Source organism: Methylobacterium cerastii (assembly GCF_022179125.1).
GTDB classification, from domain to species: domain Bacteria; phylum Pseudomonadota; class Alphaproteobacteria; order Rhizobiales; family Beijerinckiaceae; genus Methylobacterium; species Methylobacterium cerastii.
The window spans coordinates 58,850-85,015 of record NZ_BPQG01000051.1 but is presented as its reverse complement, the minus strand read 5'-3'; the positions used below and the strand labels follow the sequence as shown (position 1 = coordinate 85,015).

Annotated in this window: 27 protein-coding genes; 17 read left to right on the top strand and 10 right to left on the bottom strand. The window is 71.1% G+C overall.

Going from position 1 to position 26,166, the window contains the following annotated elements; translation table 11 throughout:
• The first annotated feature begins 123 nt into the window (after nucleotides 1-123).
• From MFF13_RS16785 to MFF13_RS16750, 8 genes are all read left to right on the top strand, one after another.
• Nucleotides 124-1,332, top strand: coding sequence for a polyhydroxyalkanoate depolymerase (locus tag MFF13_RS16785; RefSeq protein ID WP_147763949.1), 1,209 nt, complete (start codon nucleotides 124-126; stop codon nucleotides 1,330-1,332).
• 100 nt (nucleotides 1,333-1,432) lie between these two features.
• On the top strand, nucleotides 1,433-4,090 hold the full coding sequence (locus tag MFF13_RS16780; RefSeq protein ID WP_373322562.1) for a TIGR02302 family protein: 2,658 nt from the start codon (nucleotides 1,433-1,435) through the stop codon (nucleotides 4,088-4,090).
• Nucleotides 4,091-4,280: 190 nt separating this feature from the next.
• Nucleotides 4,281-4,466, top strand: a complete 186-nt coding sequence (locus MFF13_RS16775) for a twin transmembrane helix small protein (protein WP_147763947.1) — start codon at nucleotides 4,281-4,283, stop codon at nucleotides 4,464-4,466.
• A gap of 123 nt (nucleotides 4,467-4,589) precedes the next feature.
• Complete coding sequence (locus MFF13_RS16770) at nucleotides 4,590-5,222, top strand: acyloxyacyl hydrolase (protein ID WP_147752274.1); 633 nt, start codon at nucleotides 4,590-4,592, stop codon at nucleotides 5,220-5,222.
• A gap of 21 nt (nucleotides 5,223-5,243) precedes the next feature.
• The gene (locus tag MFF13_RS16765; protein ID WP_147752273.1) at nucleotides 5,244-5,816 is read left to right on the top strand and encodes a cob(I)yrinic acid a,c-diamide adenosyltransferase; all 573 of its coding nucleotides are present in this window, start codon (nucleotides 5,244-5,246) and stop codon (nucleotides 5,814-5,816) included.
• Between the two features lie 222 nt (nucleotides 5,817-6,038).
• Nucleotides 6,039-6,788 carry an electron transfer flavoprotein subunit beta/FixA family protein gene (locus MFF13_RS16760; RefSeq protein ID WP_147763946.1) on the top strand — a complete coding sequence of 250 codons (750 nt, stop codon included), beginning with the start codon at nucleotides 6,039-6,041 and terminating at the stop codon, nucleotides 6,786-6,788.
• Nucleotides 6,789-6,855: 67 nt separating this feature from the next.
• Entirely contained in the window at nucleotides 6,856-7,809 is a 954-nt protein-coding gene (locus MFF13_RS16755) for an electron transfer flavoprotein subunit alpha/FixB family protein (protein WP_147827938.1), read from the top strand.
• Between the two features lie 224 nt (nucleotides 7,810-8,033).
• Nucleotides 8,034-8,915, top strand: coding sequence for a 3-hydroxybutyryl-CoA dehydrogenase (locus tag MFF13_RS16750; RefSeq protein WP_147752270.1), 882 nt, complete (start codon nucleotides 8,034-8,036; stop codon nucleotides 8,913-8,915).
• Between the two features lie 25 nt (nucleotides 8,916-8,940).
• Here MFF13_RS16750 and MFF13_RS16745 read toward each other — a convergent pair whose 3' ends face one another.
• From MFF13_RS16745 to MFF13_RS16725, 5 genes are all read right to left on the bottom strand, one after another.
• A complete protein-coding gene (locus MFF13_RS16745; protein ID WP_147752269.1) occupies nucleotides 8,941-9,246 on the bottom strand; it encodes a hypothetical protein in 306 nt (101 codons plus the stop codon).
• A 122-nt stretch (nucleotides 9,247-9,368) separates the two neighbouring features.
• A complete protein-coding gene (locus MFF13_RS16740; RefSeq protein ID WP_147763944.1) occupies nucleotides 9,369-10,376 on the bottom strand; it encodes an NAD(P)H-quinone oxidoreductase in 1,008 nt (335 codons plus the stop codon).
• Nucleotides 10,377-10,444: 68 nt separating this feature from the next.
• Nucleotides 10,445-11,080 carry a uracil phosphoribosyltransferase gene (upp, locus tag MFF13_RS16735; RefSeq protein WP_147752267.1) on the bottom strand — a complete coding sequence of 212 codons (636 nt, stop codon included), beginning with the start codon at nucleotides 11,078-11,080 and terminating at the stop codon, nucleotides 10,445-10,447.
• A gap of 123 nt (nucleotides 11,081-11,203) precedes the next feature.
• Nucleotides 11,204-11,674 (bottom strand): DUF2852 domain-containing protein, encoded by a 471-nt coding sequence (locus tag MFF13_RS16730; RefSeq protein ID WP_147763943.1) that lies wholly within the window; start codon nucleotides 11,672-11,674, stop codon nucleotides 11,204-11,206.
• Nucleotides 11,675-11,731: 57 nt separating this feature from the next.
• Entirely contained in the window at nucleotides 11,732-12,379 is a 648-nt protein-coding gene (locus MFF13_RS16725; RefSeq protein ID WP_147827937.1) for a TetR/AcrR family transcriptional regulator, read from the bottom strand.
• 257 nt (nucleotides 12,380-12,636) lie between these two features.
• On the opposite strand from MFF13_RS16725, the gene MFF13_RS16720 reads away from it, so the two are divergent.
• The 4 genes from MFF13_RS16720 (at nucleotide 12,637) to MFF13_RS16705 (ending at nucleotide 15,154) form a co-directional block, all read left to right on the top strand.
• Nucleotides 12,637-12,936: a hypothetical protein gene (locus MFF13_RS16720; protein WP_147763941.1), complete on the top strand. Its 300-nt coding sequence runs from the start codon at nucleotides 12,637-12,639 to the stop codon at nucleotides 12,934-12,936.
• A 202-nt stretch (nucleotides 12,937-13,138) separates the two neighbouring features.
• Nucleotides 13,139-13,957 (top strand): quinoprotein dehydrogenase-associated SoxYZ-like carrier, encoded by an 819-nt coding sequence (locus MFF13_RS16715; protein WP_187273550.1) that lies wholly within the window; start codon nucleotides 13,139-13,141, stop codon nucleotides 13,955-13,957.
• A 59-nt stretch (nucleotides 13,958-14,016) separates the two neighbouring features.
• Nucleotides 14,017-14,418 (top strand): thioredoxin family protein, encoded by a 402-nt coding sequence (locus MFF13_RS16710; protein ID WP_147763940.1) that lies wholly within the window; start codon nucleotides 14,017-14,019, stop codon nucleotides 14,416-14,418.
• 16 nt (nucleotides 14,419-14,434) lie between these two features.
• On the top strand, nucleotides 14,435-15,154 hold the full coding sequence (locus MFF13_RS16705; protein WP_147763939.1) for a cytochrome c biogenesis CcdA family protein: 720 nt from the start codon (nucleotides 14,435-14,437) through the stop codon (nucleotides 15,152-15,154).
• 17 nt (nucleotides 15,155-15,171) lie between these two features.
• On the opposite strand, the gene MFF13_RS16700 is transcribed toward MFF13_RS16705, so the two are convergent.
• Genes MFF13_RS16700 through MFF13_RS16690 form a run of 3 tightly spaced genes read right to left on the bottom strand, consistent with a single transcriptional unit; the run spans nucleotide 15,172 to nucleotide 18,216 of the window.
• On the bottom strand, nucleotides 15,172-15,360 hold the full coding sequence (locus MFF13_RS16700) for a DUF1192 domain-containing protein (RefSeq protein ID WP_147763938.1): 189 nt from the start codon (nucleotides 15,358-15,360) through the stop codon (nucleotides 15,172-15,174).
• A gap of 11 nt (nucleotides 15,361-15,371) precedes the next feature.
• Nucleotides 15,372-16,589, bottom strand: coding sequence for a phosphopentomutase (locus MFF13_RS16695; protein WP_147763937.1), 1,218 nt, complete (start codon nucleotides 16,587-16,589; stop codon nucleotides 15,372-15,374).
• Between the two features lie 4 nt (nucleotides 16,590-16,593).
• On the bottom strand, nucleotides 16,594-18,216 hold the full coding sequence (locus MFF13_RS16690; protein WP_147763936.1) for an ABC transporter ATP-binding protein: 1,623 nt from the start codon (nucleotides 18,214-18,216) through the stop codon (nucleotides 16,594-16,596).
• Between the two features lie 102 nt (nucleotides 18,217-18,318).
• On the opposite strand from MFF13_RS16690, the gene MFF13_RS26420 reads away from it, so the two are divergent.
• From MFF13_RS26420 to MFF13_RS16670, 4 genes are all read left to right on the top strand, one after another.
• Nucleotides 18,319-19,668 carry a CoA transferase gene (locus tag MFF13_RS26420; RefSeq protein WP_283205827.1) on the top strand — a complete coding sequence of 450 codons (1,350 nt, stop codon included), beginning with the start codon at nucleotides 18,319-18,321 and terminating at the stop codon, nucleotides 19,666-19,668.
• Between the two features lie 379 nt (nucleotides 19,669-20,047).
• On the top strand, nucleotides 20,048-21,028 hold the full coding sequence (locus MFF13_RS16680; RefSeq protein WP_147763934.1) for a lytic transglycosylase domain-containing protein: 981 nt from the start codon (nucleotides 20,048-20,050) through the stop codon (nucleotides 21,026-21,028).
• An 86-nt stretch (nucleotides 21,029-21,114) separates the two neighbouring features.
• Nucleotides 21,115-22,020, top strand: coding sequence for an alpha/beta hydrolase (locus MFF13_RS16675; protein WP_147752256.1), 906 nt, complete (start codon nucleotides 21,115-21,117; stop codon nucleotides 22,018-22,020).
• 212 nt (nucleotides 22,021-22,232) lie between these two features.
• Nucleotides 22,233-23,474: an O-antigen ligase family protein gene (locus MFF13_RS16670; RefSeq protein ID WP_147763933.1), complete on the top strand. Its 1,242-nt coding sequence runs from the start codon at nucleotides 22,233-22,235 to the stop codon at nucleotides 23,472-23,474.
• Between the two features lie 7 nt (nucleotides 23,475-23,481).
• Here the strand turns inward: MFF13_RS16670 and MFF13_RS16665 are convergent, their stop codons facing one another.
• The gene (locus tag MFF13_RS16665) at nucleotides 23,482-23,922 is read right to left on the bottom strand and encodes an acyl-CoA thioesterase (protein WP_147763932.1); all 441 of its coding nucleotides are present in this window, start codon (nucleotides 23,920-23,922) and stop codon (nucleotides 23,482-23,484) included.
• A gap of 127 nt (nucleotides 23,923-24,049) precedes the next feature.
• Between MFF13_RS16665 and MFF13_RS16660 the strand changes: the two genes are divergently transcribed.
• Complete coding sequence (locus tag MFF13_RS16660) at nucleotides 24,050-24,310, top strand: hypothetical protein (RefSeq protein ID WP_147752253.1); 261 nt, start codon at nucleotides 24,050-24,052, stop codon at nucleotides 24,308-24,310.
• A 4-nt stretch (nucleotides 24,311-24,314) separates the two neighbouring features.
• Here MFF13_RS16660 and MFF13_RS16655 read toward each other — a convergent pair whose 3' ends face one another.
• Entirely contained in the window at nucleotides 24,315-26,072 is a 1,758-nt protein-coding gene (locus MFF13_RS16655) for a pyrroloquinoline quinone-dependent dehydrogenase (RefSeq protein ID WP_373322561.1), read from the bottom strand.
• Between the last annotated feature and the right edge of the window lie 94 nt (nucleotides 26,073-26,166).

Genomic DNA, 26,166 nt, shown 5'->3' with positions numbered 1-26,166 from the left:
GCGGTGCTCGCGCGCACGACTGATCCTGCCTCCATGATGATGCAGCACGACGCGGCGTATCAGCCCCAACCGGAAGCCGTGACCGCCCGCTCGTCGGGCCGGTCGCGCACGAGTGCACGCCCCATGCTGTACGACGCGTTCGACATGCAATGCGACATGGCCCAGCAGACGCGGGCCTGGGGACGGGTGCTGCACGATGCGGTCTCGCCCTGGGCCGGCTTCGGCGAGTCGATGAACTGGATGTCGGCCGGCGCCCGCATGATGATGCGCGCCGGCCTGACCTTCGCGCGCCCCTCCTTCGGCATCGACACGATCGCGGTCGGCAACCGCGAGGTCCCGGTGGTCGAGGAGCCGATGCTCTCGACGCCGTTCGGCACCCTGCTGCGCTTCCGCAAGGACATCGACACCGAGCAGCCGAAGGTGCTGGTGGTGGCCCCGCTCTCGGGCCACTTCGCGACGCTGCTGCGGAGCACGGTGAAGACCCTGCTGCCCGACCACGACGTCTACATCACCGATTGGCACAACGCCCGCGACGTGCCGCTCTCGGATGGCGCCTTCGGCTTCGACGACTATGTCGGCCACCTCGTGCAGTTCCTCGGGGCGATGGGCGGCCCCGCCCACGTGCTCGCCGTGTGCCAGCCGACCGTGCAGGCGCTCGCCGCCGCCGCAGTCATGGCCGAGACCAAGGATTCGGCCGCGCCCCGCAGCATGACGCTGATGGCCGGCCCGGTGGATTGCCGCATCAGCCCGACCTCGGTGAACGCGCTCGCCACCTCGAAGCCGATCGAGTGGTTCGAGAAGAACCTGATCTCCACCGTGCCCCGGCGCCACAAGGGCGCCGGCCGGCGCGTCTACCCCGGCTTCGTGCAGGTCTCGGCCTTCGTGTCGATGAACACCAAGCGACACATGCAGGGCCATGCGGACCTGTTCTGGCACATGGCCAACGGCGAGGTCGAGAAGGCCGACGCGATCGCCGGGTTCTACGACGAGTACTTCGCCGTGCTCGACCTGGCGGCGGAATTCTACATCGAGACGGTGAAGACGGTGTTCCAGGACTACACCCTGGCCAAGAACGAGCTGACCTACCGTGGCAACCCGATCGACATGCGCTCGATCCGCAAGACCGCGCTGATGACGGTCGAGGGCGAGCGCGACGACATCTGCGCCGTCGGACAGACCATGGCGGCGCACGACCTCTGCACCGGCCTGCCCCCGCACATGCGCAGCCACCACCTCCAGGCCGGCGTCGGCCACTATGGCGTGTTCTCGGGCCGCAAGTGGGAAGGGCAGACCTACCCGCTTGTGCGCAACTTCATCCAGTCGCACGACTAACGGCCCTTGCTCCGCCCTGAGCGGATTTGACCCGCACGCGCACGATGCCCACCATGCTAGCCTGCCTGCAGAAAGATGCAGGTTCGAGAGCGGCGAGGCGATTGCGGGCGTGAGCAGAACCGATCCGAAGCGATCCGACACCGCCGCGCAGCTCGACCGGCTCGTGGCGCAGGCCAGCGCCGCCGGCTTCTGGGAGCGGGCCTGGCCGCTGCTGTGGCGGGGCTTGGGCGTCGTGCTGGCGTTCCTCGCCGTGTCCTGGCTCGGTCTCTGGCTCGATCTCCCCGCCACCTGGCGCATCGTTGGCCTCGTCGCCTTCGCTGCCGCGCTCGTCGCCGTCCTGTCGCCGCTCGTGCGCCTGCGCCGGGCCGACCGGCGCGCCGCGCTCGCCCGCATCGACCGCGAGGCGGCCGCGCGCGACGGGGCGCTGACCCATGCGCCGGCCTCGACGATAGAGGATACGCTGGCCGTCGGCACCGCCGACCCCGACACGCGCGCCCTGTGGGCGTTGCACCAGGCCCGCGCCGCCGCCGCGGTCGCGCGGCTGCGCGTCGGCCTGCCGCGCCCGGGCATGCCGCGCCACGACCCGTTCGCCCTGCGCGCCGGCCTCGTGGTCGCGGCGGTGGCGAGCTTGTTCGTCGCCGGCCCGGAATGGCGCGAGCGCCTCGGCAGCGCGTTCGACTGGCGCGAAGCCGCATCCGCCGGGCCGAGCTACCGCATCGACGCCTGGATCGACCCGCCGCTCTACACCCGGCTTCCGCCGCTGGCGGTCGCCATGTCCGGGGGCGAGCAGCGCCTGCGCGTGCCGGTGAACTCGCAGCTGATCGTGCGCATCGCGGGCGAAAGTCCGGCGCAGACGGTGCTGACGCCGGATGCCGGCCTCAAGGCCGTGCCCGGCAAGGAGCCGCGGCCGGACCTGCGCGAGGACCGGTTCCAAATCGTCGGCCCGAGCGCCGCGCTGACCATCGCGGCGCCGGGCCAGATTCAGCGCCTGGTGGTCGAGGCGATCCCCGACCTGCCGCCGGAGGTCCACGCCGTCGGCGGGCCCGAGGTGAACGGGCGCGGCACCTTCAACCTCAGCTATCGCGCCAAGGACGATTACGGCATCGCCTCCGCCGAGGGGGTCGTCGAGCCGATCGAGGGTACGCGCTCGCTGGTGCCGCCGCCGCGGATCGCCCTGGCCCTGCCCGGCGACGCCAACGGCGAGACCGACACCAAGACGCTCGTCGACCTCACCGACAACCCCTGGTCCGGCGCGCGGGTGCGCTTCACGTACCTCGTCAAGGACGAGGCCGGCCAGGAAGGCCGCACGCCGACGACCGAGATGGTGCTGCCGGCTCGCCCGTTCCGCGATTCCCTGGCGCGGGCGCTGGCAGAAGAGCGCCGCCGCCTCGTCGTGACGCCGGACGAAGGTCGCGTCCGGGTGCAGATGGCGCTCGACGCCCTGCTTGTCGCACCGGATTTGTTCACGCCGCAGCCGGGCGTGTTCCTCGGCCTGAAGACCGCGGCGCGCCGCCTGCGCGCGGCCGGGAACGACGCCGCCCTCACCGAGGTGGCGGACCTGCTTTGGGAGATGGCTCTCAAGATCGAAGACGGCGACCTCTCGGACACCGAGAAGAAGCTTCGGCAGGCGCAGGACCGGCTCAAGGAAGCGATCGACAAGAGGGCCCCCGACGACGAGATCAAGCGCCTGACGCAGGACCTGAAGCAGGCGCTCGACAAATTCATGAAGGAGCTTGCCGAGAAGCAGAGCAAGCAGCCGCGCGAGCAGGGTTCGCGCGACAAGCAGGGCCAGCCATCGAAGTCGGTGACGCCGGACGACCTCGACAAGATGCTCAAGGACATGGCCGAGGCGATGAAGCGCGGCGACACCGCCGAGGCGCAGCGCCTGATGGAGCAGCTGCGCAACATCCTCGAGAACCTGCAGAGCGCCGAGCAGGGCGGCAAGTCCGATCCGACCGCCCGCGAGATGCAGAAGCAGATGAAGGAGCTCGACCAGATGGCCCGCGAGCAGCAGGGCCTGCGCGACGAGACCTTCAAGGAAGGCCAGGAGAAGCCCGGCCCCGAGCAGGGCCAGCGGCCGCCGAACCGCAGCCAGCAGGGGCAGAAGCCCGGCCAGCGGGGGCAGCAGAGCCCCGGCCAGCAGGGCCAAAGTCAACAGGGGCAAAGTCAACAGGGGCAAGGCCAACAGGGCCAAGGGGAGCCGGGTCAACAGGGACAGCAGCAGGGCAAGGGCCAGCAGAAGGGCCAGCAGGGCGGCGTCGGCGAACGCCAGCAGGCCCTGCGCGAGCGCCTGCAGGACCTGCAGAACCGCATGAAGGAGAACGGCATGAAGGGCGAGGAAGGCCTGTCCGATGCCGAGGATGCCATGCGCGAGGCCGAGAACGCGCTGAAGGACGGGCAAGAGGGCGACGCCGTCGACGCGCAGGGCCGTGCGCTGGACGGGCTCAAGCGCGGCGCCGACGGCATGCAGCAACAGATGCAGGAATCGGCCGAAGCCGAGGGCGAAGGCCAGGGCGACAAGCCCGACGGCCAGCAGCCGGGCCAGCAGGGCCAGGCCGGCGCCAAGGACGACGACCCGCTCGGCCGCCCGACCCGCGGGCGCGACATGAGCGATGGCCGCGTGCGCGTGCCGACGGCCGACGAATCCGCGGTCCAGCGGGCGCGCCGGATCATGGAGGAGTTGCGGCGCAAGCTCGGCGACCCGACGCGTCCGCAGGAAGAACTCGACTACTTCGAGCGGCTGCTGCGCCGGAACTGATGGCACGCCGCCGACCGTCCTGCGCGGCCCGTCATTCCGGGGCGCCGCAGGCGAGCCCGGAATGACGGCTCTGGAGGCGTCTCTGTGCTAGCGGGGGAGCCCGTCCTGGCGCCAGCGGCGCTTCGCCCCTGCCGCCGCCGCCGCGAAGCCTCTATAAGCGGCGCCGAACGCTCTGCGAGATCCCCCCACCATGTCCGGCAACACCCTCGTCCTCGTCGCCTGCCTCGCGGTGGCCGTCATCCTCCTCCTCGGCCTCGCCAACATGATGCGTGGCGGCGACGCGAACCTGTCGCAACGCCTGATGCGGCTGCGCGTGCTGCTGCAGTTCGTGGCGATCCTGGTGATCATGGGCGTGGCTTGGTGGCGCTCCGCCTGAGGGCGCGCGACTGTGACCGGCGGGCCGCACCGGTCGGCATTCCACCCCGGCGCGGATGAAACGGCGATCCGGGCGCAGCCAAGCATGCTAGGGATTCCGGGTTCAATCCGGATCCGTTCCCGCATGAAGCCCACCTTCCACCGTCTCGTCGCCGGCGCGCTGGCCCTCGCGATCGCCTCGCCCGTCGCGGCGGCCGATCTCGGGTACGCGCCGCGGCCCGCGGCCTACGCGCCGCCGGTGCAGCCCCTCAGCATCGTCTCCGAGGTTCGGATCGGTGGCTCGGTGCAGGATCCCGGAAGCGCCGAGGGCAAGCTTCCCGGCTTCGAGAAGCAGAACGTCAACGGCGAAATCCTATTCACGAAGCCGCTGGTGAGCGCCGACCCGTTCTGGCAGGCGTTCGTGCCGCGCGCGACCGTGGGCGGCAGCTACAACACCGGCGGCCGGACCAGCTATGCCTACCTCGGCGCCACCTGGTCGGTGGACCTGTTCCCCGAGACCTTCGACCGCCGCGTCTTCATCGACGGCTTCTTCGGCGGCGCCGCGCATAACGGCTATACCGGCCCGAAGGCGCTCGCCCCCTACGGCTTCAACTCGCTCGGCTGCTCGCCGCTGTTCCGCGAGGCGGCGGCGCTGGGCTTCCGCATCACCGAGCATTGGAGCGTGATGGCGACCGTCGAGCACATGTCGAACGCCGGCCTGTGCGGCGAGAATCGCGGCCTGACGAACTTCGGCGGCAAGCTCGGCTACACCTTCTGATCTGAAAGCGTCGGCGGACCCGTGGTCACCCTCAATCGCATCTACACACGGACCGGTGACAAGGGCACCACGGCGCTCGCCGACGGGCAGCGCCGCTCGAAGGCGGACCTGCGGGTCGAGACCTACGGCACCGTCGACGAGACCAACGCCTGCGTCGGGCTCGCCCGCCAGCACGCCGAGCCGCGCCTCGACGCGATGCTCGGCGCGATCCAGAACGACCTGTTCGACCTCGGCGCCGACCTCGCGACGCCGCCGAGCGACACGCCCCCGGCCTACGAGCCGCTGCGGATCGTGGCCTCGCAGGTCGCCCGGCTCGAAGCCGACATCGACGCGCTGAACGCTAACATCGCCCCGCTCAAGTCCTTCGTGCTGCCCGGCGGCTCCCCGGCGGCCGCCGCCCTCCACCTCGCCCGCACCGTCAGCCGCCGCGCCGAGCGGCTTGCTGTCGCGCTCGCGGCGACCGAGGGTGAGATCGTCTCCGCGGAAGCGCTCAAGTACCTCAACCGCCTTTCGGACTTCCTGTTCGTGGCGAGCCGCGCCGCCAACTCGGACGGCGTCGACGACGTGCTCTGGGTGCCGGGCAAGAACCGGTAGCAAGCACCGGCTGCAAAGAGCCGGGCCGCACGCGCCCATCTCCGTACCGTAGAAGCGAACGCCCTTCGTCGGCCGGCCGCGGCTTTTCGAAAGCGCGGGCGCGCGCCGCGTTGACAAGGCGGAAATGTGGCCGTTACGGTCCGCGCCCTGTGCGAGCGGCCGATCGCGGCGCTCCGGTTTCCACCGATCAAAACAATCCGAACGCGGAGGAAGTAGACCGCCATGAAGGTTCTGGTGCCCGTCAAGCGGGTCGTCGATTACAACGTCAAGATTCGCGTCAAGGCCGACGGCTCGGGGGTCGAACTCGCCAACGTGAAGATGTCGATGAACCCCTTCGACGAGATCGCGGTCGAGGAAGCGATTCGCCTGAAGGAGAAGGGCAAGGTCACCGAGATCGTGGCCGTGTCGATCGGGCCGCAGCAGGCCCAGGAGACGCTGCGCACCGCGCTCGCCATGGGTGCCGACCGTGCGATCCTGGTGAAGACCGATACGGTCTGCGAGCCCCTCGCGGTGGCCAAGATCCTGAAGGTGATCGTCGAGAAGGAGAGCCCCGAGCTGGTGATCCTCGGCAAGCAGGCGATCGACGACGATTCCAACCAGACCGGCCAGATGCTCGCGGCTTTGCTCGGCTGGCCGCAGGGCACCTTCGCCTTCAAGATCGAGGCGGGCGAAGGCAGCCTCGACGTGACTCGCGAGGTCGACGGCGGCCTGCAGACGGTGTCGCTCAAGCTGCCGGCGATCGTGACGACGGACCTGCGCCTCAACGAGCCGCGCTACGCCTCGCTGCCCAACATCATGAAGGCGAAGAAGAAGCCGCTGGAGGAGATGTCGCCCGACGCACTGGGCATCGACGTCACCCCGAAGCTCAAGGTGCTCAAGACCACCGAGCCGCCGGGCCGCTCCGCCGGCGTCAAGGTCGGCTCGGCCGCCGAGCTCGTGCAGAAGCTGAAGACCGAGGCCAACGTCATCTAGTCCCGACTGCGCGCGCTCCCGCTCCCGGTCGAGCGCGCGCCCCATCCGAGATCAGAGGTTTGAACCGATGACCACCCTCCTCCTCGTCGAGCACGGCCAGTCCGAGATCAAGGACGGCACCCTGAAGGCGCTCACCGCCGCCAAGGAACTCGGCGCCCCCATCCACGCCCTCGTCGTCGGCGCCGGCAGCAAGGGCGCCGCCGACGCGGCCGCCAAGCTCGACGGCGTCGACAAGGTGCTGCTCGCCGACGACGCGGCCTACGACCACGACATGGCCGAGCCGGTCGCCGCCCTGATCGTCGCCATCGCCGAGCCCTACGACGCGATCGTGTGCTCGGCGACCACCACCGGCAAGAACATCCTGCCGCGCGTGGCCGCCCTCCTCGACGTGGCGCAAATCTCCGACATCATGAAGGTGATCTCGCCCGACACGTTCGAGCGCCCGATCTACGCCGGCAACGCGATCCAGACGGTCCAGGCCGGCGCCGGCAAGAAGGTGATCACCGTCCGCACCGCCGCCTTCAAGGCGACCGGTGTGGGCGGCGCCGCGGCTCCGGTCGAGGCGGTCACGGCGGCGGCGCCCGCCGCCGGCGGCTCGACCTTCAAGGGCGAGGAGATCGCCAAGTCCGACCGGCCGGAGCTGGCCGCTGCCAAGAGCATCGTCTCCGGCGGGCGCTCGCTCGGCTCGGCCGACAAGTTCAAGGAGCTGATCGAGCCGCTGGCCGACACGCTCGGCGCCGCCGTCGGCGCCTCGCGCGCGGCCGTCGACGCCGGCTACGCCCCGAACGACTGGCAGGTCGGCCAGACCGGCAAGGTGGTGGCGCCCGACCTCTACGTCGCGGTCGGCATCTCCGGCGCGATTCAGCACCTGGCCGGCATGAAGGACTCGAAGGTCATCGTCGCGATCAACAAGGACGAGGACGCCCCGATCTTCCAGGTGGCGGATTACGGCCTCGTCGGCGACCTGTTCCAGATCGTGCCGGAGTTGCAGGCCGAGATCGGCAAGGCCAAAGGCAACTGAGGCGAGGCTTCAGTTCTCTGTCCCGATCCGTGCGATGACGGATCGGGGCGTCCCGTCGAACCTGTCGCGTCTTAAGTAGCGCGACGGGTTCCACCGGGGCCGGTGAAGGCGCTAAAAGATCTGCTGCGCAGTCCGTGCTGCTTTCGCGGTGGATCGGGGACCGTGCAGCGCAGGAAAGCTCGGCAGCCGCTCCGGTTGTGGGCGTCGGGGGCATGGATCGACAGATGGGCATCGATATCAAGCGGGTCGGCATCATCGGTGCCGGGCAGATGGGAAGCGGCATCGCCCACGTCTGCGCTGCGGCCGGCCTCGACGTTCTGCTGAACGACCGCGATCCCGATCGGCTCAACGCGGGGCTCGCCAACATCGACGGCACCCTCGCCCGCCAGGTCTCGAAGGGCACGATCGACGAGAGCCACCGCCGCGAGGTGCGCGAGCGCATCGTCGCCGCGCGCAGCTACGACGACCTCGGCCCCTGCGACCTCGTCATCGAGGCCGCCACCGAGCACGAGGCGACCAAGCGCCAGATCTTCTCGACCCTGTGCCCGTCGCTGCGCCCGGATGCGCTGATCGCGACCAACACCTCGTCGATCTCGATCACGCGGCTCGCCGCCTCGACCGACCGGCCGGAGCGCTTCATCGGCATCCACTTCATGAACCCGGTGCCGGTGATGCAGCTCGTCGAGCTGATCCGCGGCATCGCGACGGAGGACCCGACCTACGAGTCGGCCAAGGCCTTCATCGCCAAGCTCGGCAAGACCTCGACGATGTCGGAGGACTTCCCGGCCTTCATCGTCAACCGCATCCTGCTGCCGATGATCAACGAGGCGATCTACACGCTCTACGAGGGCGTGGGGTCGGTGGAGTCGATCGACACCGCCATGCGCCTCGGCGCGAACCACCCGATGGGCCCGCTGCAGCTCGCCGACTTCATCGGCCTCGATACCTGCCTCTCCGTGATGCAGGTGCTCTACGAGGGGCTGGCGGATTCGAAGTACCGGCCCTGCCCGCTCCTGGTGAAGTACGTCGAGGCCGGCTGGCTCGGCCGCAAGGTCAAGCGCGGCTTCTACGATTATCGCGGCGAAACGCCGGTCCCGACCCGCTGAGCGCGGGCCGGGCTGCGCACAGCGCCTACTTCGGCTGGTTGCCGTTCGCGCTCGGCTGGGCCGGCTGCGGGTAGGTCGGGTTGCCGGCCGGCACGCCGCTCGTGTTGCTCGAGGACGGCGCGTTGTTCGAGCCCGTCACCGACCCGGTGACCTCCTTGCGCGACGCGTCCTGGCTCTGGCTGGCGTAGTCCTTCGGCGCGTTGGCGCCGTTCCAGGTCAGCAGGCCGATCGTGGCCACGGCGAGCAGCACGAGGCTGCCGACCAGCACCCAGAGCATCGACTTGCCGCGCTCGCCCTGGCGTGCGTTCTGATTGGGAACCTGCTCGACCATTCTCACACCTCACCGAAACGCCGTAAGGGCGCCGCCGCGCGCCGAAGGCCGGCACGCGTTCTCGACCCGGCAAACGCGGGGCCTTTGCCGGGGGTTCCTGTGATGGCCGCCGCCGACCGCCCTCAGCGGCCGGTGACGAGCAGGATCTTGCCGAGGTGGGCGCTCGATTCCATCAGCTCGTGGGCCTTCTGCGCCTCCTCGAACGGGAAGGTCGCGTGGATCACCGGGCGGATGCGGCCGGCATCGAGCTCCGGCCACACGTCGCGGCGCAGACCGTCGGCGATGCCCGCCTTCTCGGCGCTCGGCCGCGGCCGAAGCGTCGCGCCGGTGAAGGTCAGCCGCTTGATCATGATCGGCGTGATGTTGAGGGTCTCGGCCTTGTTGCCGCCCATCAGCGCGATGAGCACGAGGCGCCCCTCGATCGCGAGCGAGGCGAGGTTCTTGGCGAGGTAGCTCGCGCCGATCATGTCGAGGATCACGTCGACGCCCTTGCCGTCGGTGAGGCGCTGGATCTCCTCGGCGAAGTCCGCCTCGCGGTAGTTGATCGCTGCGTCCGCACCGAGCTTTTCGCAGAAGGCGCACTTCTCGGCCGAGCCGGCGGTGGCGAACACGCGTGCGCCCATGTGCTTGGCGATCTGGATCGCGGTCGAGCCGATGCCGCTCGATCCGCCGTGGACCAGGAAGGTCTCGCCGGATGTGAGCCGGCCGCGCTGCACGACGTTGGAATAGACCGTGAAGAACGTCTCCGGGATGCCGCCGGCATCGACGAGCGACAGCGCCTTGGGCTTCGGCAGGCAATGGCCGGCCTCGGCGACGGCGAACTCGGCGTAGCCGCCGCTGATCACCAAGGCGCAGACCTCGTCGCCGAGCGACAGCCCGGACACGCCCTCGCCGAGGGCGGCGATGCGGCCGGCGACTTCCAGGCCCGGCACGGCGGTGGCGCCCTTCGGCGGCGGATACTTGCCGCCGCGCTGCATCACGTCGGGACGGTTGACGCCGGCCGACACCACCTCGATCAGCACCTGACCCGGACCGGCCTTCGGCAGCGGCACCGTCTCGGTGCCGATCACCTCGGGGCCGCCGAAGCCGTTGAAGCAGACCTGGCGCATGGTCTCGGGCAGCGTCGTCATCGGGCGGTCTCCTCCAAGGGGCTCGCCCCTAGTTGCCGCCATGCGCCCCGTTGGCAAGCCCGCCGGCTTCAGCGCGTGCCGTACATCCGGTCGCCGGCGTCGCCCAAGCCCGGCACGATGTAGCTGTGGTCGTTGAGGTGGCTGTCGATCGCTGCCGTCCAGATCGGCACGTCGGGATGGGCGGCCTGGAGCCGGGCGACGCCCTCGGGGGCGGCGAGCAGGCAGACGAAGCGCAGGTCCTGCGCGCCGCGCGCCTTCAGGCGCGTCAGTGCGGCGATGGCGGAGTTCGCGGTCGCCAGCATCGGGTCGAGCACCAGCACCGTGCGGTCGGCGAGGTCCGAGGGCGCCTTGAAGTAGTACTCGATCGCCTCCAGCGTCTCCGGGTCGCGATAAAGCCCGACATGGGCGACGCGGGCCGAGGGCAGCAGCGACAGCATGCCGTCGAGGAAGCCGACGCCGGCCCGCAGGATCGGGGCGAGCACCAGCTTCTTGCCCTGGATCTGCCGCCCCTCCATCACCTGGATCGGCGTCTCGATCGTAACCGGTTCCAGCGGCAGGTCGCGCGTCACCTCGTAGGCGAGCAGCATCCCGATCTCGTTGAGCAGGTTGCGGAAGCCCTGCGTCGAGCGGTTCTTGTCGCGCAGCAGCGTGAGCTTGTGCTGGACGAGGGGGTGTTCGACCACCGTGACCGTTGCCTGGCTCATCGTGTCCTCCCGTCGCACCCGCCTCCGCTTTGCCGAAGGGCGCGCGCCGGCGCAACGCGAGGACGACGAAAAAGGGCCTCCCGCTCGCGCGGAAGGCCCTCGATCCACCAACCCGGCGACGCCTCAGGCGTTGAAGGTCTTGCCCTCGCCGTCGGCCCGGCGCTTGGCCATGAAGGCGTCGAACTGGTCGCGGTCCTTGGCCCGCTTCAGCTCCTCGACGAACTCGGCGAAGGCGCGGCTCTCCTCCTGCAGGGCGCGGCGCTGGGCGTCGAGCCGGTCGAGCTCGGCCTTGCGGTACTCCTCGAAGGCCCAGTTGCCGGTGGCGCCGCGGCGGTTGGATGCGTCGAACGAACGGGCGAAGCGCGAAGCCCTGGCGGTGCCGCCCTCCCAGCCCGCGGCGCCGCGCTTGGCGTAGTCGCGCAGCTCCCCGAGCGCCGGATAGCCGGCGACCTTCCACGCCACGAGGGCGAGGCCGACGGGCCACCAGTAGATGAAGCTGACGACGATGGCGCCGATCTCGATCGAGCGGCGCGGGAACGGACCGCAACGGCTGACCTTGCCGCCCGTCCAGGGAGAGGAAGAGGATGTGCTCACGGTAAGGCTCCGCTGTTCATGTGAACAGCGTTAACATGCGGGTGCGTCAGATCGCTTTCAAGGGGCGGGCCCGGCGCCGGCCGATGGCTTTCCGGCGGCGGCACCGTGGACGAGGGCGAGGACGCCGGCGCGCAGCAATTCGTAGGTGTCGGGAATGCCCGGCCCCTTCGGCAGGTGGCCGGCGGCGGCGAGGGTCGCGAGCCCGTGCGACAGCGCCCAGACCTCCAGCGCGATGAAGCGCGGGGCGACCCCGCCGAACCCGTCCGGAAAGGTCGATTGCAGCGCTTCCACCAGCAGGTCGAACGGGCTCGGACGCGGGCCGGCTTCGTTCGGCACGTTGACGCCGCGGGTCTCGAAGATCGCCGCGTAGTAGCCGGGCTCCTCTTCGGCGAAGGCGAGGTAGGCTTCGCCCATCCGCGTGAATCGCTCCAAAGGGGTGCCGCGGGCGGTGAGCGCGCGCGCCAGCCGTTCGGCGAGCTCGGCGAAGCCGCGGCCGGCGAGTTCCTCGAGCAGCGCCTCGCGCCCACGGAAATGCCGGTAGAGCGCGGCCGGGGTGACGCCGACGAGGCGCGCCGCGTCGACCAGGGTGAAGCCGCCGATGCCGCGCTCGGCGATGAACCTGCGCGCCGCCTCGATCAGCGCCTCTTTCAGGTTGCCGTGGTGGTAGCCGCGTCGATCAGCGGGTCCGTCGCGCCAGGGTCGCACCGGGTACTCCTCACCTGCAGCCCCGGACACGGGCGCGCGACGTTTACGAGCGAACGTCGCGTTTGTTTCGGCGCAGGCGCGAGCTTACCAGAAAATGGGCGCGGCCCGACAGCGTTCGGTCTACCGGTAGACGATCCGTCGCCGGCTGAGGCTTGGTGGACACGGGTGATGCAACAGTGTTTCATCGCCTGCGCCGCAAAAAGGAAGGCGCCCGCGCCGCCACGCGACCGCAGGAAAAGATCCGGGGATTCGAGAGCATGGCCTTCGTCAGCCTGAAGGCGTGGCGCGCCCGCTCCGCCGAGCAGGTGCAGCTCGCCAAGCGCGTGAAAGCCGCCTGCACGGTGGCGCTGAGCCTCGGCGAAGGCGACGCGATCACCGTCAACGAGATCGCCTGCGCAGACCCCGGCTGCCCCGACATCGAGACTGTCGTGCTGGTGATGCGGGCCGGCGAGGCGACGCGGGCCATCCGCATCCGCGCGCCGATGGAGGCGGTCGGCGCGGCGGAGCTGCTGCAGCTCGCCGCGGACGAGCGGGCGCTGCGGGAAGCCGCGCCGTGACATCCCTAGCGCTGCCTCGGCCTCGCTCGCGACCGGGCGATCCGCGCCGCGCCGACCCGCTGCGCACTATAACTTGACCAGCCGCACCCCACGATTGTGACCGCGATCACAGACGCAGCGCGCGCGCGGCCCTATGACGTATTGGATAGGACGGTGTCACCAAGAGCACCGCTGCAACGAACAAGACCCCGAGGAGAACGCCATGCGCCGCCCGATCCGAGACTCCCTCTTCGCCGCCGCGATCCTCCTGCCCGCCTTCGCGTCGTCTGGCGCGGCGCTCGCGGCCGCCGGCGACGGCGAGGCCGAGCGCGCGGCCCGCTGGAAGGAGCTGCAGCAGCAGGTGTTCGGCGACCGCAAAGTCGAGGCGGGCAAGCTGGTGGCGATCGACATGCCGGTGCGCGCCGAAGACGCCGCCCTGGTTCCGGTGACGCTCACCGTCGCCGACAAGGACCAGGTGAAGGGCCTGTACCTGATCATCGACGACAACCCGGCGCCGCTCGCCGCCCACGTCGACTTCGGGCCCGCGGGCGACCCGGCGCAGCTCAAGATGCGCGTGCGGGTGAACACCTACTCCAACGTCCACGCGGTGGCCGAGACCCGGGACGGGCGCCTCGTGGCGTCGGAGATCTTCGTCAAGGCGTCCGGCGGCTGCTCGGCTCCCATGGGCATGACCGAAGCGGACGCGCTGAAGGGCATGGGCGACATGCGTATGAAGTTCGCCGACCCCGCCGCCGACAAGGTGGTGCAGGCGACGCTGATGATCCGCCACCCGAACTTCTCCGGCATGCAGATGAACCAGGTCTCGCGCGAGTATACGCCGGCGCGCTACCTCGACCGGATCAGCGTCAGCCAGGGCGCGCGGAACGTCTTCACGATGGAGGGCGACATCTCGATCTCGTCGAACCCGGTGATCGGCTTCGAGATGCGGCCCGAAGGCGCCGCGCCGGTCAAGGTGGCGGCCACGGATAGCCAGGGCGGCACGTTCGACCACACCTTCCCGGTGCCCGCCGCCAGCAACTGATCATCACGGATCTGCTTGGCCGCCCACGGCCAGGCCTTCGCCATCGGGAAACACCAGCCATGATCCGCCGTACGCTCCTGGCGCTCCTCGCCCTCGCGCCCTTGGCCCTCGAAGCTCTGACCGTCGCCACGGCGCAGGCCGGCGAGATGAAGCCCTACTCCCAGGAGGCGTTCGACGCCGCGCAAAAGGCCGGCAAGCCGATCCTCGTCGAGGTGAGCGCGCCCTGGTGCCCGATCTGCAAGACGCAGAAGCCGATCCTGGCCAAGCTCAGCACCGACCCGCGCTTCAAGGATCTGCAGATCTTCGACATCGACTTCGACAGCCAGAAGGACCTGCTTCGCAAGCTCGACGTCCGCACCCAAAGCACGCTGATCGCCTACAAGGGCAGCGTCGAGACCGGGCGCTCGGTCGGCGAGACCCAGCCCGAATGGATCGAGGGGCTGGTCGAGAAGACGCTTTGATCGGCTCGGGGGTTCGATGATCGTCAGCCTCGGCCTCGCGCTCCTCGCCGGCCTGCTCTCGACGCTCTCGCCCTGCGTCCTGCCCCTGCTGCCGCTGGTGCTCGGCGCGGCGGCCTCCGAGCACCGCTTCGGCCCGGCGGCGCTGGCGGGTGGGCTGGCGCTGTCGTTCGTGGCGATCGGCCTGTTCGTCGCGACGATCGGCTTCGGCCTCGGGCTCGACGGCGACGTGTTCCGCCGCGTCGCCGCGATCCTGTTGATCCTCGTCGGACTCGTATTGCTGGTCCCGATGGCGCAGACGCGCCTCGCGGTGGCCGCCGGCCCGGTGGCGAACTGGACCGAGACCCGCTTCGGCGGCTTCTCCACCACCGGCCTTTGGGGCCAGTTCGGCGTCGGGCTGCTGCTCGGCGCGGTCTGGAGCCCCTGCGTCGGCCCGACGCTCGGTGCCGCCTCGATCCTCGCCGCGCAGGGCCGCGACCTCTGGACGGTCGGGCTGACGATGCTGGTGTTCGGCCTCGGCGCGGCCCTGCCGCTCCTGGTCCTCGGCGCCCTGTCGCGATCCGTGCTGGTCGGCTGGCGCGACCGGCTGATGCGGGTCGGCAAGGGGATGAAGGCGGCGTTGGGCGCGATCCTCGTCGTCACCGGCCTCGTCATCGTGCTCGGCGCCGACAAGCGGATCGAGGCGGTGCTGGTCGACGCCGCGCCGGATTGGCTGAACGCGCTGACGACCCGCTACTGACGCGGCCGGCTTGCGCGTCAGCGCTTGAAGAACGCGTCCGCCGCGCCGAGCGCGTCCTGCTTCGCCGTCCGCGCGGCTTCGAGCCGCCGGATCTCGGCGTTCAGCAGCGCGATCCGGTGATCGATCTCGTCCACCGACAGGGTGTCGAGCGGCTGGCCGACCTCGTGGTGGACCGGGCGCTTCACCTGCTCGTCGTCGTCGCGCATCGAGAAGGTCCTCACAGGAGAGGCGTTCCGGCAACCGGCGGTAGGCCGAGATGGAGGGCGACCGCGGCGCCGATGTCGGCGAACGACGCCCGGCGTCCCAGCGCCCGCGGCGCGATGTCCGATCCGAAGGCCAGGACCGGCACCTGCTCACGGGTGTGCTCGGTGCCGTGCCAGGTCGGGTCGTTGCCGTGGTCGGCGGTGACGAGGCAGAGGTCGCCCGGGCGCAGCGCCGCGCGGATATCGGGGATGCGGGCGTCGAACGCTTCGAGCTCGGCGGCGTAGCCCGGCACATCGCGACGGTGGCCGTGCTCGCTGTCGAAGTCGACGAGGTTGGCGAAGACGAACCCGCCGTCGCGAAGGCGTCCGAGCGCGTCGATCGCGGCGTCGAGACAGGCGCCGTTACCGCCGGGCTTGACCTCGCGGCCGGTGGCGCGATGCGCGAAGATGTCGCCGATCTTGCCGACGCTGACCACGTCGCGGCCCGCAGTCGCGAGCCGGTCGAGCAGGGTGTCGCCGGGCGGGGCGACGGAGAAGTCTCGGCGGTTGCTCGTGCGGCGGAAGCCGGCTTCTCCCGTGCCGGTGAACGGTCGCGCGATCACGCGGCCGACGCGGTAGGCGTCGCACAACTGGCGCGCGGTCCGGCACAGCGCGTAGAGGCGCTCGAGGCCGAAGGCCTCCTCATGGGCCGCGATCTGGAAGACGCTGTCTGCGGAGGTGTAGCAGATCGGCTTGCCGGTCCGGAGGTGCTCGGCGCCGAGCGCGTCGATGATCGCGATGCCGGAGGCGTGGCTGTCGCCGAGGATGCCGGGCAGGTCGCCGAGGCGGATCAGGTCCCGGATCAAGGCCGCTGGGAAGGCCGGCCGCGTGTCGGGGAAGTACCCCCACGGCTCGCGCATCGCGAGGCCGGCGATCTCCCAATGGCCCGAGGGCGTGTCCTTGCCGGCGGCGGTCTCCACCGCATGGCCCCAGGCGCCGAGGATTTCCGCTGGCGGCGCGAGCCCCGGCGGCATCCGTCCCGACGCGCCCTCGCAGGCGAGCCCGAGCCCGAGGCCGGCCAGATGCGGCAGGCGCAACGGGCCGCTCCGCAGGCCGGCGCGGTCGGCGCGCCCCGCGGCGCAGGCCTCGGCGATGTGGCCGACCGTGTCGGAGCCCGCATCGCCGTAGCGCTCGGCATCCGGCGCACCGCCGATTCCGACGGAATCGAGCACGATGAGCAGCGCCCGCGCCATCGCCCTAGACCGGCTCGACGTCGGCGACGCTGTCGCTCTTCAGCGCGAAGGCCGCCGAGAACAGGGTGCGGGTGTAGTCGGTCCTGGGCCGGGAGAAGATCTCCTCGGCTGGGCCCTCCTCCACCACCACGCCGTTCTGCATGACCAGGACGTAGTTCGCGAGCGCGCGCACCACCTTCAGGTCGTGGCTGATGAACAGGTAGGCGAGGCCGCGCGCCCGCTGCAGGTCGCGCAGCAGCGTCACGATCTGCGCCTGCACCGAGCGGTCCAGCGCCGAGGTCGGCTCGTCGAGCACGACGAAGCGCGGCTCCAACACCATCGCGCGGGCGATGGCGATGCGCTGGCGCTGGCCGCCGGAGAACTCGTGCGGGTAGCGGTCCATCGCCGCCGGATCGAGCCCGACATCGGTGAGCGCCCGCGCGACGATGGCACGGTGCTCGCGCTTCGGCACGTCCTGCACCACCAAACCCTCGGCGACGATGTCGGCCACGGACATCCGCGGCGAGAGCGAGCCGTAGGGGTCCTGGAAGACCACCTGCATGTCCTTGCGCAGCGGCCGCATCGCCGCGACGCCGTAGCGCTCGATGTCCTGGCCGAGGAAGACGATCGGCCCCTCGCACGCGGTGAGCCGCAGCAGCGCGAGGCCGAGCGTCGTCTTGCCCGAGCCGGATTCGCCGACCACGCCCACGGTCTCGCCGGCGCGGACCCGCAGTGAGACGCCGTCGACGGCCTTGACGTAGCCGGCTTTGCGCCGGAGCCAGCCTTCCTTCAGGGGAAACCAGACCTTCAGCGGGCCGGCCTCGACCAGGGCCTCGGCGTCCGCCGCCACCGGGTTGCCGCGCCCCTCCGGCTCGGAGGCGATGAGGCGGCGGGTGTAGTCGTGCTGCGGGTTCGAGAACACTTCGGCGACCGGCCCGGCCTCGACGATCCGGCCTTTGAGCATCACGCAGACCCGCGCGGCGATGCGCTCGACGATGCCGAGGTCGTGGGTGATGAACAGCATCGCCATGCCGAGCCGCTTCTGCAGGTCGGCCAGCAGCGAGAGGATCTGCGCCTGCACGGTCACGTCGAGGGCGGTGGTCGGCTCGTCGGCGACGAGCAGGTCCGGCTCGCAGGCGAGCGCCATCGCGATCATCACCCGCTGGCGCTGGCCGCCGGAAAGCTCGTGCGGGTAGGCGCCCATGCGCCGCGCCGCGTCGCGCAGGCCCACGAGTTCCAGCAATTCGAGGATGCGCGCGCGCGCGGCCTTGCCCGAGAGGCCGCGGTGGAGCCCCAGCACCTCGCCGATCTGCCGCTCGATGCTGTGGAGCGGGTTCAGGGAGGTCATCGGCTCCTGGAACACCATGGTGATGTCGGCGCCGCGCACCTTGCGCATTTCGCGCTCGGGCAGCGCCAGCAGGTCGCGGCCCTTGAATACGATCCGCCCGCCCGGATGGTGGGCGGCCCCGTCCAGCAGCCGCAGGATCGAGAGCGCGGTCACCGACTTGCCCGAGCCGGATTCACCGACGAGCGCCACGGTCTCGCCCGGCAGGATCGTGAAGGACACGCCGTCGACGGCCCGGCTCTCGCCCTCGCGCGAGCGGAAGGCCACCGAGAGATCCTCGACGGAGAGCAGCGGCTCGGGCATCAATCGCGTTCGTTCCGGGACATGTCCCGTCTGTATAGCGCGGCGGCGGCCCGACGGCGAACCACGCGTGCGAACCGAACTCGGGTTGAACGAGGGGGCGGCATGTCGGCGGAGCGTTTCGCGGCGACGATCCAGGATGCGTTGGGCGGCCCCTCGGACCGGGTGGCCCTCGCCTTCGCGGGGACCGGCGCCCTGCCCTCGGCCTTTCCGGTGACCGATCTGGCGGCCGGCTCCATCGCCGCGGCGGGGCTGGCCATCGCCGACCTCGTCGGCACCGCGCCCGGCGTCACCGTCGATCGGCGCCTCGCCTCCCTGTGGTTCCGCACCTCGCTCCGCCCGATCGGGTGGGCGCTGCCGGCCCCGTGGGACCCGGTGGCGGGCGACTATCGCACCCGCGATGGCTGGATCCGGCTCCACACCAACGCTCCGCACCACCGCGCGGCGGCCGAGCGCGTGCTCGGCGCGCAATCCGACCGCGACGGCATGGCGCTCGCCGTCGCCGGCTGGGACAAGGCGGCGCTGGAGGCGGCGATCGTCGCGGAGGGCGGCTGCGCGGCGGAGATGCGCTCGATCGCAGCCTGGGCGGCGCATCCGCAGGGGGCGGCGGTGGCCGAAGAACCCCTCGTCGGCTTCGATCCCGCGGCGCCCGCCTCCACCGCCTGGAGGCCGAGGCCCGATCGGCCGCTCGCCGGCCTGCGGGTGCTCGACCTGACGCGGGTGCTCGCCGGCCCCGTCGCCACGCGATTCCTCGCCGGCTACGGCGCCGAGGTGCTGCGCGTCGACCCGCCGGACTGGAACGAGCCGGCCATCGAGCCGGACGTGACGCTCGGCAAGCGATGCGCCCGGCTCGACCTGCGCCGGGGCGCCGACCGCGCGGTGTTCGAGGCGATGCTCGCCGGCGCCGACCTCCTCCTGCACGGCTACCGGCCCGAAGCCCTCGACCGCCTCGGCTACGGCGCGGTCGCGCGCCGCGCCCTGGCGCCCGGCCTGATCGACGTGCGCCTCGACGCCTACGGCTGGACCGGCCCCTGGGCCGGCCGACGCGGCTTCGACAGCCTCGTGCAGATGAGCTGCGGCATCGCCGAGGCCGGCCAGGCCTGGCGCGGGGCCGACCGGCCGGTGCCGCTCCCGGTCCAGGCCCTCGACCACGCCACCGGCTACCTCCTCGCGGCGGCCGCGATCCGCCTCGTCGCGCGGCGCCTGCAGGACGGGGTCGCGGGCGGCGCGCGGTTGTCCCTGGCCCGCACGGCGCAGCTGCTCCTCGACACCGAGCCGACGGCGTCGGCAGGGGAACTCGCACCGGAATCCGACGGCGATTTCTCCGCCGCCGTCGAGGCGACGGCGTGGGGGCCGGCGCATCGCTTGCGGCCGCCCCTGGCGATCGACGGCGCGCCGATGGCCTGGCCGCTCCCGGCGCGGCGCCTCGGCACGGATCGCCCCGCCTGGGTGTGACCGCGTGGATTGATCGCCGGTCGCGGGATGCTAGATCGGAGCGGGTGACACGGGGCGGTCGCACGCCGACCGCCGCCAAAGGGCTCGATCGCGAGGCATGACGGTTTCCGCTCGAGCGTCCACGTCGTCACCGAAAGATACGCGTTCGCGCCCCGTCCCGCCTCCCTCTGCAGAATCGCGCATTCCCCCGTCTCATCGGAGCCGAGTGCGATCGTCCCCGATCGTCCCCTCCCCGTCATCCCGGGGCGCCGAAGGCGAGCCCAGGATCCAGAACCGCAGGTCGTGCTCGGTTCTGCGCTGTCGGCGGCTCTGGATCCCGGGCTCTGCTGCGCAGACACGGGATGACGGAGAGGGTGTGACGACTGGGTGTGCGAGGCTTGTGAGCCCGCTCGCCTCACCTACAGATGGGACAAGGAAGGCGCTGGCGCTTTCCGCACTCGCCGTCCTCCTCCTGGCCACGCCCGCGCACGCCCTCCCCTCCGACGGGGCGACCGAGACCGTCGAGCAGGCGTTGTGCCGGCTGATCGAGGGGGCGGCGCGGGCGCGAGACCTGCCGGTGCCGTTCCTGACGCGGCTGATCTGGCGCGAGAGCGCGTTCCGCGTCGGCGTGGTCAGCCCGGTCGGCGCGCAAGGCGTCGCCCAGTTCATGCCCGGCACGGCCCGCGAGCGCGGGCTCGTCGACCCGTTCGACCCCGAGCAGGCGATCCCGCACGCCGCCCACCTGCTCGCCGACCTGAAGCGGCAATTCGGCAACCTCGGCCTGGCGGCGGCCGCCTACAACGGCGGCCCGGGGCGGGTGACGAACTGGCTCGCCGGCAGCGGCGGCCTGCCCACCGAGACCCGCGCCTACGTGCTCGCGATCACCGGCGCTCCCCCCGAGGATTGGCGCGGGGGCGCCGCGCGGATCGAGATGGGGCCGCCGGAAGGCGGCGAGACCACGGGCGGCGCGGCCAAACTTGCGGAAACCAAGCCCGCGGAGACCAAGGCGCGGGAGGCCGCGAAGGCCGATCCTGCGCCCGAGCCGCAGACCTGCCTCCAGGTCACGGCGAGCCTGCGCATCCCGTCGCGCGGCGATCGCTTCGCCATCGGTGCCAACGAGGGGCCGGCCGCCCCGTGGGGCATCCAGCTCGCCGGCAACTTCTCGAAGTCCCTGGCGCTGGCGACCTTCTCCCGCGCGCGCGCCACCTACGCCAAGGTGATCGGCGAGGTCCGCCCGATGATCATCGGTACGCGCCTGCGCAACCGCGGCACCCGCGCGTTCTACCGCATCCGCATCCCGGCCGAGAGCCGGCAGGCGGCCGACGGCCTGTGCGGCCGCATCCGCAGCGTCGGCGGCGCCTGCATCGTGCTGCGCACCTGACGCACGAACGAAGTTCGGCGCGATCCGGTCATGAATCCGCCCCGAGCCGCGCGCCATCTGGCGTTCGCGGCCCAATCGGACATCGAATGACACGAATCTTCACGGCTCTCGCCAGCCTGGCATGCCTCGCGCTCGCGGCGATCGGCATCGCCGCCTGCTCCCCCCTCGCCCTGTTCGACGCGATCGGCCCGCGCGATGCCGGCGGACGGCAGGTGCTGCGCGACGAGCCCTTCGGCGAGGGCCCGCGCCGGAGGCTCGACGTCTACGTCCCGGTCAACGCCCCCGAGAACGCGCCGGTGCTGGTGTTCTTCTACGGCGGATCCTGGCAGAGCGGCTCGAAGGCGGATTACGCCTTCGTAGGCCAAGCGCTGGCCGCCCAGGGCTTCGTCACCGTGCTGCCGGACTACCGGCTCTACCCGGAGGCGCCCTTCCCCGGCTTCCTCGAGGACGGCGCCGCGGCCATCGCCTGGGTGCGCGACAACATCGCGGCCTATGGCGGCGACCCGCGCCGGATCGTGCTGGCCGGGCATTCGGCCGGCGCCTACAACGCCCTGATGCTCGGCCTCGACACGCGCTACCTCAAGGCGGCCGGCGTCGACCCGAAGGTGATCCGCGCGGTCGCGGGCCTGTCCGGCCCCTACGATTTCCTGCCCTTCGACCAGGACACCACCCGCAAGGTGTTCGGCCAGGCGCCCGATCCGCGCGCGACCCAGCCGGTGGCCTTCGTCGGGCCGAGCGCGCCGCCGGCCTTCCTCGCCACCGGCGCCGACGACACCCTCGTGCGCCCACGCAACACGCAGAGCCTCGCCGCGAAGCTGCGCGACGCCCGCGTGCCGGTGCAGGAGCGCGTCTATCCGGGCCTCGACCACGCCGACACGCTGCTCGCGCTCTCGGTGACCTTCCGCTCGAAGGCCCCGGAGCTCGCGGAGATGGCCGCCTTCCTCAAGACCCAGGCGGCGAGCCGGCAGTCCATGACGATCGGGCGGCGCTGAGCGGCGACCGCGCGTCAAGGTTATCGCGAAGTCGCGCGGTGGTTCGGGCTGGTTCTCGGTGACCGCCGGGCCGGTTCCGGGCTACGCTGGCTTGGTCAACCGACGAAACGCTCGGACGGAATGCTCGCTTGTCTTCTGCTCCAGGGATCGCAACGCGGATCGGACGGGTCGAGTCTTCCGCGGTTCCAGCCGCGGGCGACCTTCCGGACTGGATGCGCGTGCTCCTGAATGGGACGGTGCTGGTCGTGCTGTGGAACCACCTCTGGTTCCACGATCTCGCCAACCGCTCGACGCTCGCGGCCTCCGAGGACGGCAGCGGGCTCACGCAGGTGATCTTCCTCGGCCTGGGGGCGGCGATGGCGGCGGCCCTCTGGCGGCTCGGGCCGGCGCGGCTGCGACCGCTGGCGACCTGGCCGCTGCTGCTCTGCGCAGGCTGGCTCGGGACCACCGTGCTGCTGTCGATCGAGCCGTCGCTGTCGATCCGACGCGCCGTGCTCATGGCGATCGCCCTGATGCTGTCGGCCGGCGTGCTGATCGTCGCGCGCTCCCCGCGCCAATTCGCGATGACGCTCGCCGGCAGCGCCCTCGTCATCCTCGTCGCGTCATACCTCGCCGTGGCGCTCGTGCCCGACCTCGCGATTCACTCGTCCTTCGACCTGAACTCCGATCCGAGCCATCCCGGGCTGTGGCGGGGCATCTTCCCGCACAAGAACGAGGCGGGGGCGGCGATGGTGATCCTGATCATCTGCGGCCTCTACGTGCGGGCGACCGCGAGCCGGTTCCTCGGCTGGGCCATCGTCCTGCTCGCGGTCGGGTTCCTGGTGGCGTCCGGCTCGAAGACCGCCCTGCTGGTGACGCCGGTGATCCTCGCCGTCACCGCCCTATGCCGGGTGTTTCGCGGAAACCTCGCCCGGACGTCGCTGCTGCTCGGCCCCGTCGTCGCCTTCTCCGTCGTGTCGATCGGCTCCGTCGTGGTGCCGGCGATCCAGGAGAAGCTCGGTGCGTTGATGACCGACGCGACCTTCACCGGGCGCAACGAGATCTGGGAATTCGCGATCGACAACATCTTCATCCGGCCGTTCCGAGGCTGGGGCTACGGCGCGTTCTGGATGACGGAGCGGACGATGTACGCCGGGTCGGAGCAGCTGACCTGGGTCAACACCGCCAACCACGCGCACAACGCCTACCTCGACACCGCGCTGACGATGGGGTTCCCCGGCCTCGCCTTCACGCTCGTCGCCTTCATGCTGATGCCGCTGCGCGACCTGCAGGCGACGGCGGGCGGGCGCGACCTCGACCCGACGACGCTGCTGTTCGTCCGCCTGTGGTTCCTCGGCCTCGTCTCGGCGTCCTTCGAGACCGTGCTGTACAACGGCAACAACGCCACCTGCTGCATGTTCATGATGGCGGTGTTCGGCCTGCGCCTGCGCACCGCCTACCGCCCGGCCGCCTGACCGGGCCTCAGGCCACGCCCGGCTCCGGCGGCACCGGCCTCGGCTTCCGCTCGGAATCGATCGCGACGAAGGTGAACAGCGCCTGCGTCACCCGCATCGTTGCCTCGCTCTCGCGCTCGCGGCGCCAGACCTCGACCTGGATGCGGATCGACGTGCGGCCGACCCCGAGGATCCAGGCGTAGAGGCTGACCTCGTCGCCGACGAAGACCGGATGGTGGAAGGTCATCGCCTCGACCGAGATCGTGGCGCAGCGCCCGCGCGACCGGCGGGCGGCGACGTTGCCGGCGGCGAGGTCCATCTGCGCCATCAGCCAGCCGCCGAAGATGTCCCCGGCCGGGTTCGTATCCGACGGCATCGCGATCGTGCGGATCACCGGCGGTCCGCGGTCGGAGGGCTGCTGCGTCGGCGATGGGGCCGGCGCGCCGTTCGCGGTGTCGTGGGCCGGCATCGGGTCGAGCTCCCGCTGCGAATCGGAAGCCGCGGCGTCGCTTGAGCCTGACACAGGCCCGATCGGGACAAAACGCTCGCGCGATGCAGGCGGCGACAGGGGGCGCCCGACGTCCTATGTTGCGGGCATGATCGATTTCCAGACCGTCGGCGACCTCTGCAGCTCACGTCACATCGCCGAGGACGAGGTCGACGCAGCCGTCGCCGCCTACCTCGCCGACCCGCTGCCGCCGATCTTCGTGTTCCGGCAGGGCTACCGGCTGAACCTGATGAAGGCGGTGCGCAACCACCAGGGCGCGCGGGTCTTCATGGAGCGCGAGGACGTCGGCATCGCGCTCAAGCGTCCGTTCGTCCGCGCGGCGATCCTGCAGGCGCGGCCGAAGGGCTGAGCTCCTAATCGGGCAGCGCGAACACCACCAGCGCATCGCCGGTGCCGAAGCCGGAGGCCTTGGTGTAGGACGAGCCGCCGGCGGCGACGGCGACGTACTGCTTCCCATCGAGGCTGTAGGTGATCGCCGGGCCGCTGATGCCGGCCCCGCACTGGAAGCGCCACAGGATCGCGCCGGTACCGACATCGTGCGCATCGAGATGCCCGTCCTCCTCGCCGGAGAAGACGAGCCCGCCGGCCGTCGCCAGCGTGCCGCCCGCGAGCCGGCTCGCAGACTTCACCGACCACGCGATGCCGCCGCCCTTGGCGAGGTCGACGGCCGTGAGCGTGCTGAAGCTCGGTTCGCCCTTCGCCTCGCCGGTCTCGGTGTAGCGGATCTCCGGCCGGCCGGGGCCGCCGGGCACGGTCTTGACGGTGTAGGTCGTCGCCCCGTGCCGGACCTGGGCGTAGGCGAGGCCGCTTCCCGCATCGTAGGCGGTGGGCGGCCATGAGACGGCGCCGAGCGGCCCCGGCGCCACGACGGTGCCCTCCGCGGTCGGGGGCGCGAACAGGTTCTTCTGCGCGATGAGGGGCGCGGAGCGCTCGATCAGCCGGCCGGTGGCGCGGTCGTGGACGTAGATCCAGCCGGTCTTGCTCGCGGAGGCGACCGCCTTCACGGCGCCGTCCTTGCCCGGCAGGTCGAGCAGGAAGGGCGGGCTCGCCACGTCGTAGCCCCACTCGTCGTGCGGCACCTGCTGGTAGTACCAGCGCAGGCTTCCTGTCTTCACGTCGAGCGCCACGAGGCTCATCGTGTAGAGGTTGTCGCCCGGCCGCGAGAGGCCGAAGTTCTGCGGCGCCGGGTTGCCGGTGCCGAGGTAGATCAGGCCGAGTTCCGGGTCGAAGGCCGGGGTCATCCAGAGCGAGCCGCCGCCGACCCGCCAGGCCTCGCGGTTGGCCGGCGCCGCGGCCTTCTCGGCGGCGACGTCGCGATGGAGCGGGACGCCGTCGGCGGTGGTCTCGACGAAGTCGCCCTCCCAGCCGTCGGCCTTGGTGACGTACCAGCGCCAGCGCTCCGCGCCGGTCTTGGCATCGTAGGCGGCGAGCCACCCGCGGCGGCCGTAGCCGCCCTCGATGCCCACCACGGAGCCGCCGTCGAGGCCGCCCTTCTCGTCCTCGACGTGGAGCCCGTAGCCGGCGCCGCTGACGCCGACGATGACGAGCCCGTCGGCCACCAGCGGCGGCATCTTGAAGCCGAGCCGGCTCGAACCCTGCACCGGCTTGCCGCCGAGCTGCTGCGCGAGGCCCGAGGCGGTCTCGGACTCGCCCTCCTCCGGCCGCACCGCCTCGTGGTCCCACACGACCTTGCCGGTCTTGGCGTCGAGCGCGATCACCCGCCCGTCCATCGTCGCCTGGAACACGAGGCCACCGGAAACCGCGACGCCGCGGTTCGAGGGCGGCCCGAAGATCTTCTCGGTGCGCGCCTTGTGCGTGTAGGTCCACAGCACCCGGCCGGACTTGGCATCGAGCGCGGCGACGTTGTTCTGCGTGGTCGAGAGGTAGAGCGTGCCGTCGACCATCACCGGCTGAGCCTGGAAGTAGCCGGTGATGCCGGTCTGGAACATCCAGGCCGGGCGGAGCCGTGCGACGTTCGACCGGTCGATCGATGACAGCGCGGAGAAATTCCGGTTGGTGTGATCGTGCCCGAACATCGGCCACTCGCCCGAAGGTTCGGCCGCCCGCGCAGGCAGGGCGAGCGCCAGGAGCGCCAGGGCTGCGGACGTCAGTTTCGATGAACGCGGCACGCTCGGGCTCCTCCAGCTCGACACTTCCGGTCGAGGCTTCTGCTCGTTGGTGCAACCGGTAGGGCATGTCCCGGAG

Bases quoted from the DNA above. Each gene is read 5' to 3' on its own strand.
- MFF13_RS16785 (WP_147763949.1), top strand. From the start codon at position 124: ATGCTGTACGACGCGTTCGACATGCAATGCGACATGGCCCAGCAGACG.
- MFF13_RS16775 (WP_147763947.1), top strand. From the start codon at position 4,281: ATGTCCGGCAACACCCTCGTCCTCGTCGCCTGCCTCGCGGTGGCCGTC.
- MFF13_RS16770 (WP_147752274.1), top strand. From the start codon at position 4,590: ATGAAGCCCACCTTCCACCGTCTCGTCGCCGGCGCGCTGGCCCTCGCG.
- MFF13_RS16760 (WP_147763946.1), top strand. From the start codon at position 6,039: ATGAAGGTTCTGGTGCCCGTCAAGCGGGTCGTCGATTACAACGTCAAG.
- MFF13_RS16755 (WP_147827938.1), top strand. From the start codon at position 6,856: ATGACCACCCTCCTCCTCGTCGAGCACGGCCAGTCCGAGATCAAGGAC.
- MFF13_RS16750 (WP_147752270.1), top strand. From the start codon at position 8,034: ATGGGCATCGATATCAAGCGGGTCGGCATCATCGGTGCCGGGCAGATG.
- MFF13_RS16745 (WP_147752269.1), bottom strand. From the start codon at position 9,246: ATGGTCGAGCAGGTTCCCAATCAGAACGCACGCCAGGGCGAGCGCGGC.
- MFF13_RS16740 (WP_147763944.1), bottom strand. From the start codon at position 10,376: ATGACGACGCTGCCCGAGACCATGCGCCAGGTCTGCTTCAACGGCTTC.
- upp (WP_147752267.1), bottom strand. From the start codon at position 11,080: ATGAGCCAGGCAACGGTCACGGTGGTCGAACACCCCCTCGTCCAGCAC.
- MFF13_RS16720 (WP_147763941.1), top strand. From the start codon at position 12,637: ATGGCCTTCGTCAGCCTGAAGGCGTGGCGCGCCCGCTCCGCCGAGCAG.
- MFF13_RS16715 (WP_187273550.1), top strand. From the start codon at position 13,139: ATGCGCCGCCCGATCCGAGACTCCCTCTTCGCCGCCGCGATCCTCCTG.
- MFF13_RS16710 (WP_147763940.1), top strand. From the start codon at position 14,017: ATGATCCGCCGTACGCTCCTGGCGCTCCTCGCCCTCGCGCCCTTGGCC.
- MFF13_RS16705 (WP_147763939.1), top strand. From the start codon at position 14,435: ATGATCGTCAGCCTCGGCCTCGCGCTCCTCGCCGGCCTGCTCTCGACG.
- MFF13_RS16700 (WP_147763938.1), bottom strand. From the start codon at position 15,360: ATGCGCGACGACGACGAGCAGGTGAAGCGCCCGGTCCACCACGAGGTC.
- MFF13_RS16695 (WP_147763937.1), bottom strand. From the start codon at position 16,589: ATGGCGCGGGCGCTGCTCATCGTGCTCGATTCCGTCGGAATCGGCGGT.
- MFF13_RS16690 (WP_147763936.1), bottom strand. From the start codon at position 18,216: ATGCCCGAGCCGCTGCTCTCCGTCGAGGATCTCTCGGTGGCCTTCCGC.
- MFF13_RS26420 (WP_283205827.1), top strand. From the start codon at position 18,319: ATGTCGGCGGAGCGTTTCGCGGCGACGATCCAGGATGCGTTGGGCGGC.
- MFF13_RS16675 (WP_147752256.1), top strand. From the start codon at position 21,115: ATGACACGAATCTTCACGGCTCTCGCCAGCCTGGCATGCCTCGCGCTC.
- MFF13_RS16670 (WP_147763933.1), top strand. From the start codon at position 22,233: ATGCGCGTGCTCCTGAATGGGACGGTGCTGGTCGTGCTGTGGAACCAC.
- MFF13_RS16665 (WP_147763932.1), bottom strand. From the start codon at position 23,922: ATGCCGGCCCACGACACCGCGAACGGCGCGCCGGCCCCATCGCCGACG.
- MFF13_RS16660 (WP_147752253.1), top strand. From the start codon at position 24,050: ATGATCGATTTCCAGACCGTCGGCGACCTCTGCAGCTCACGTCACATC.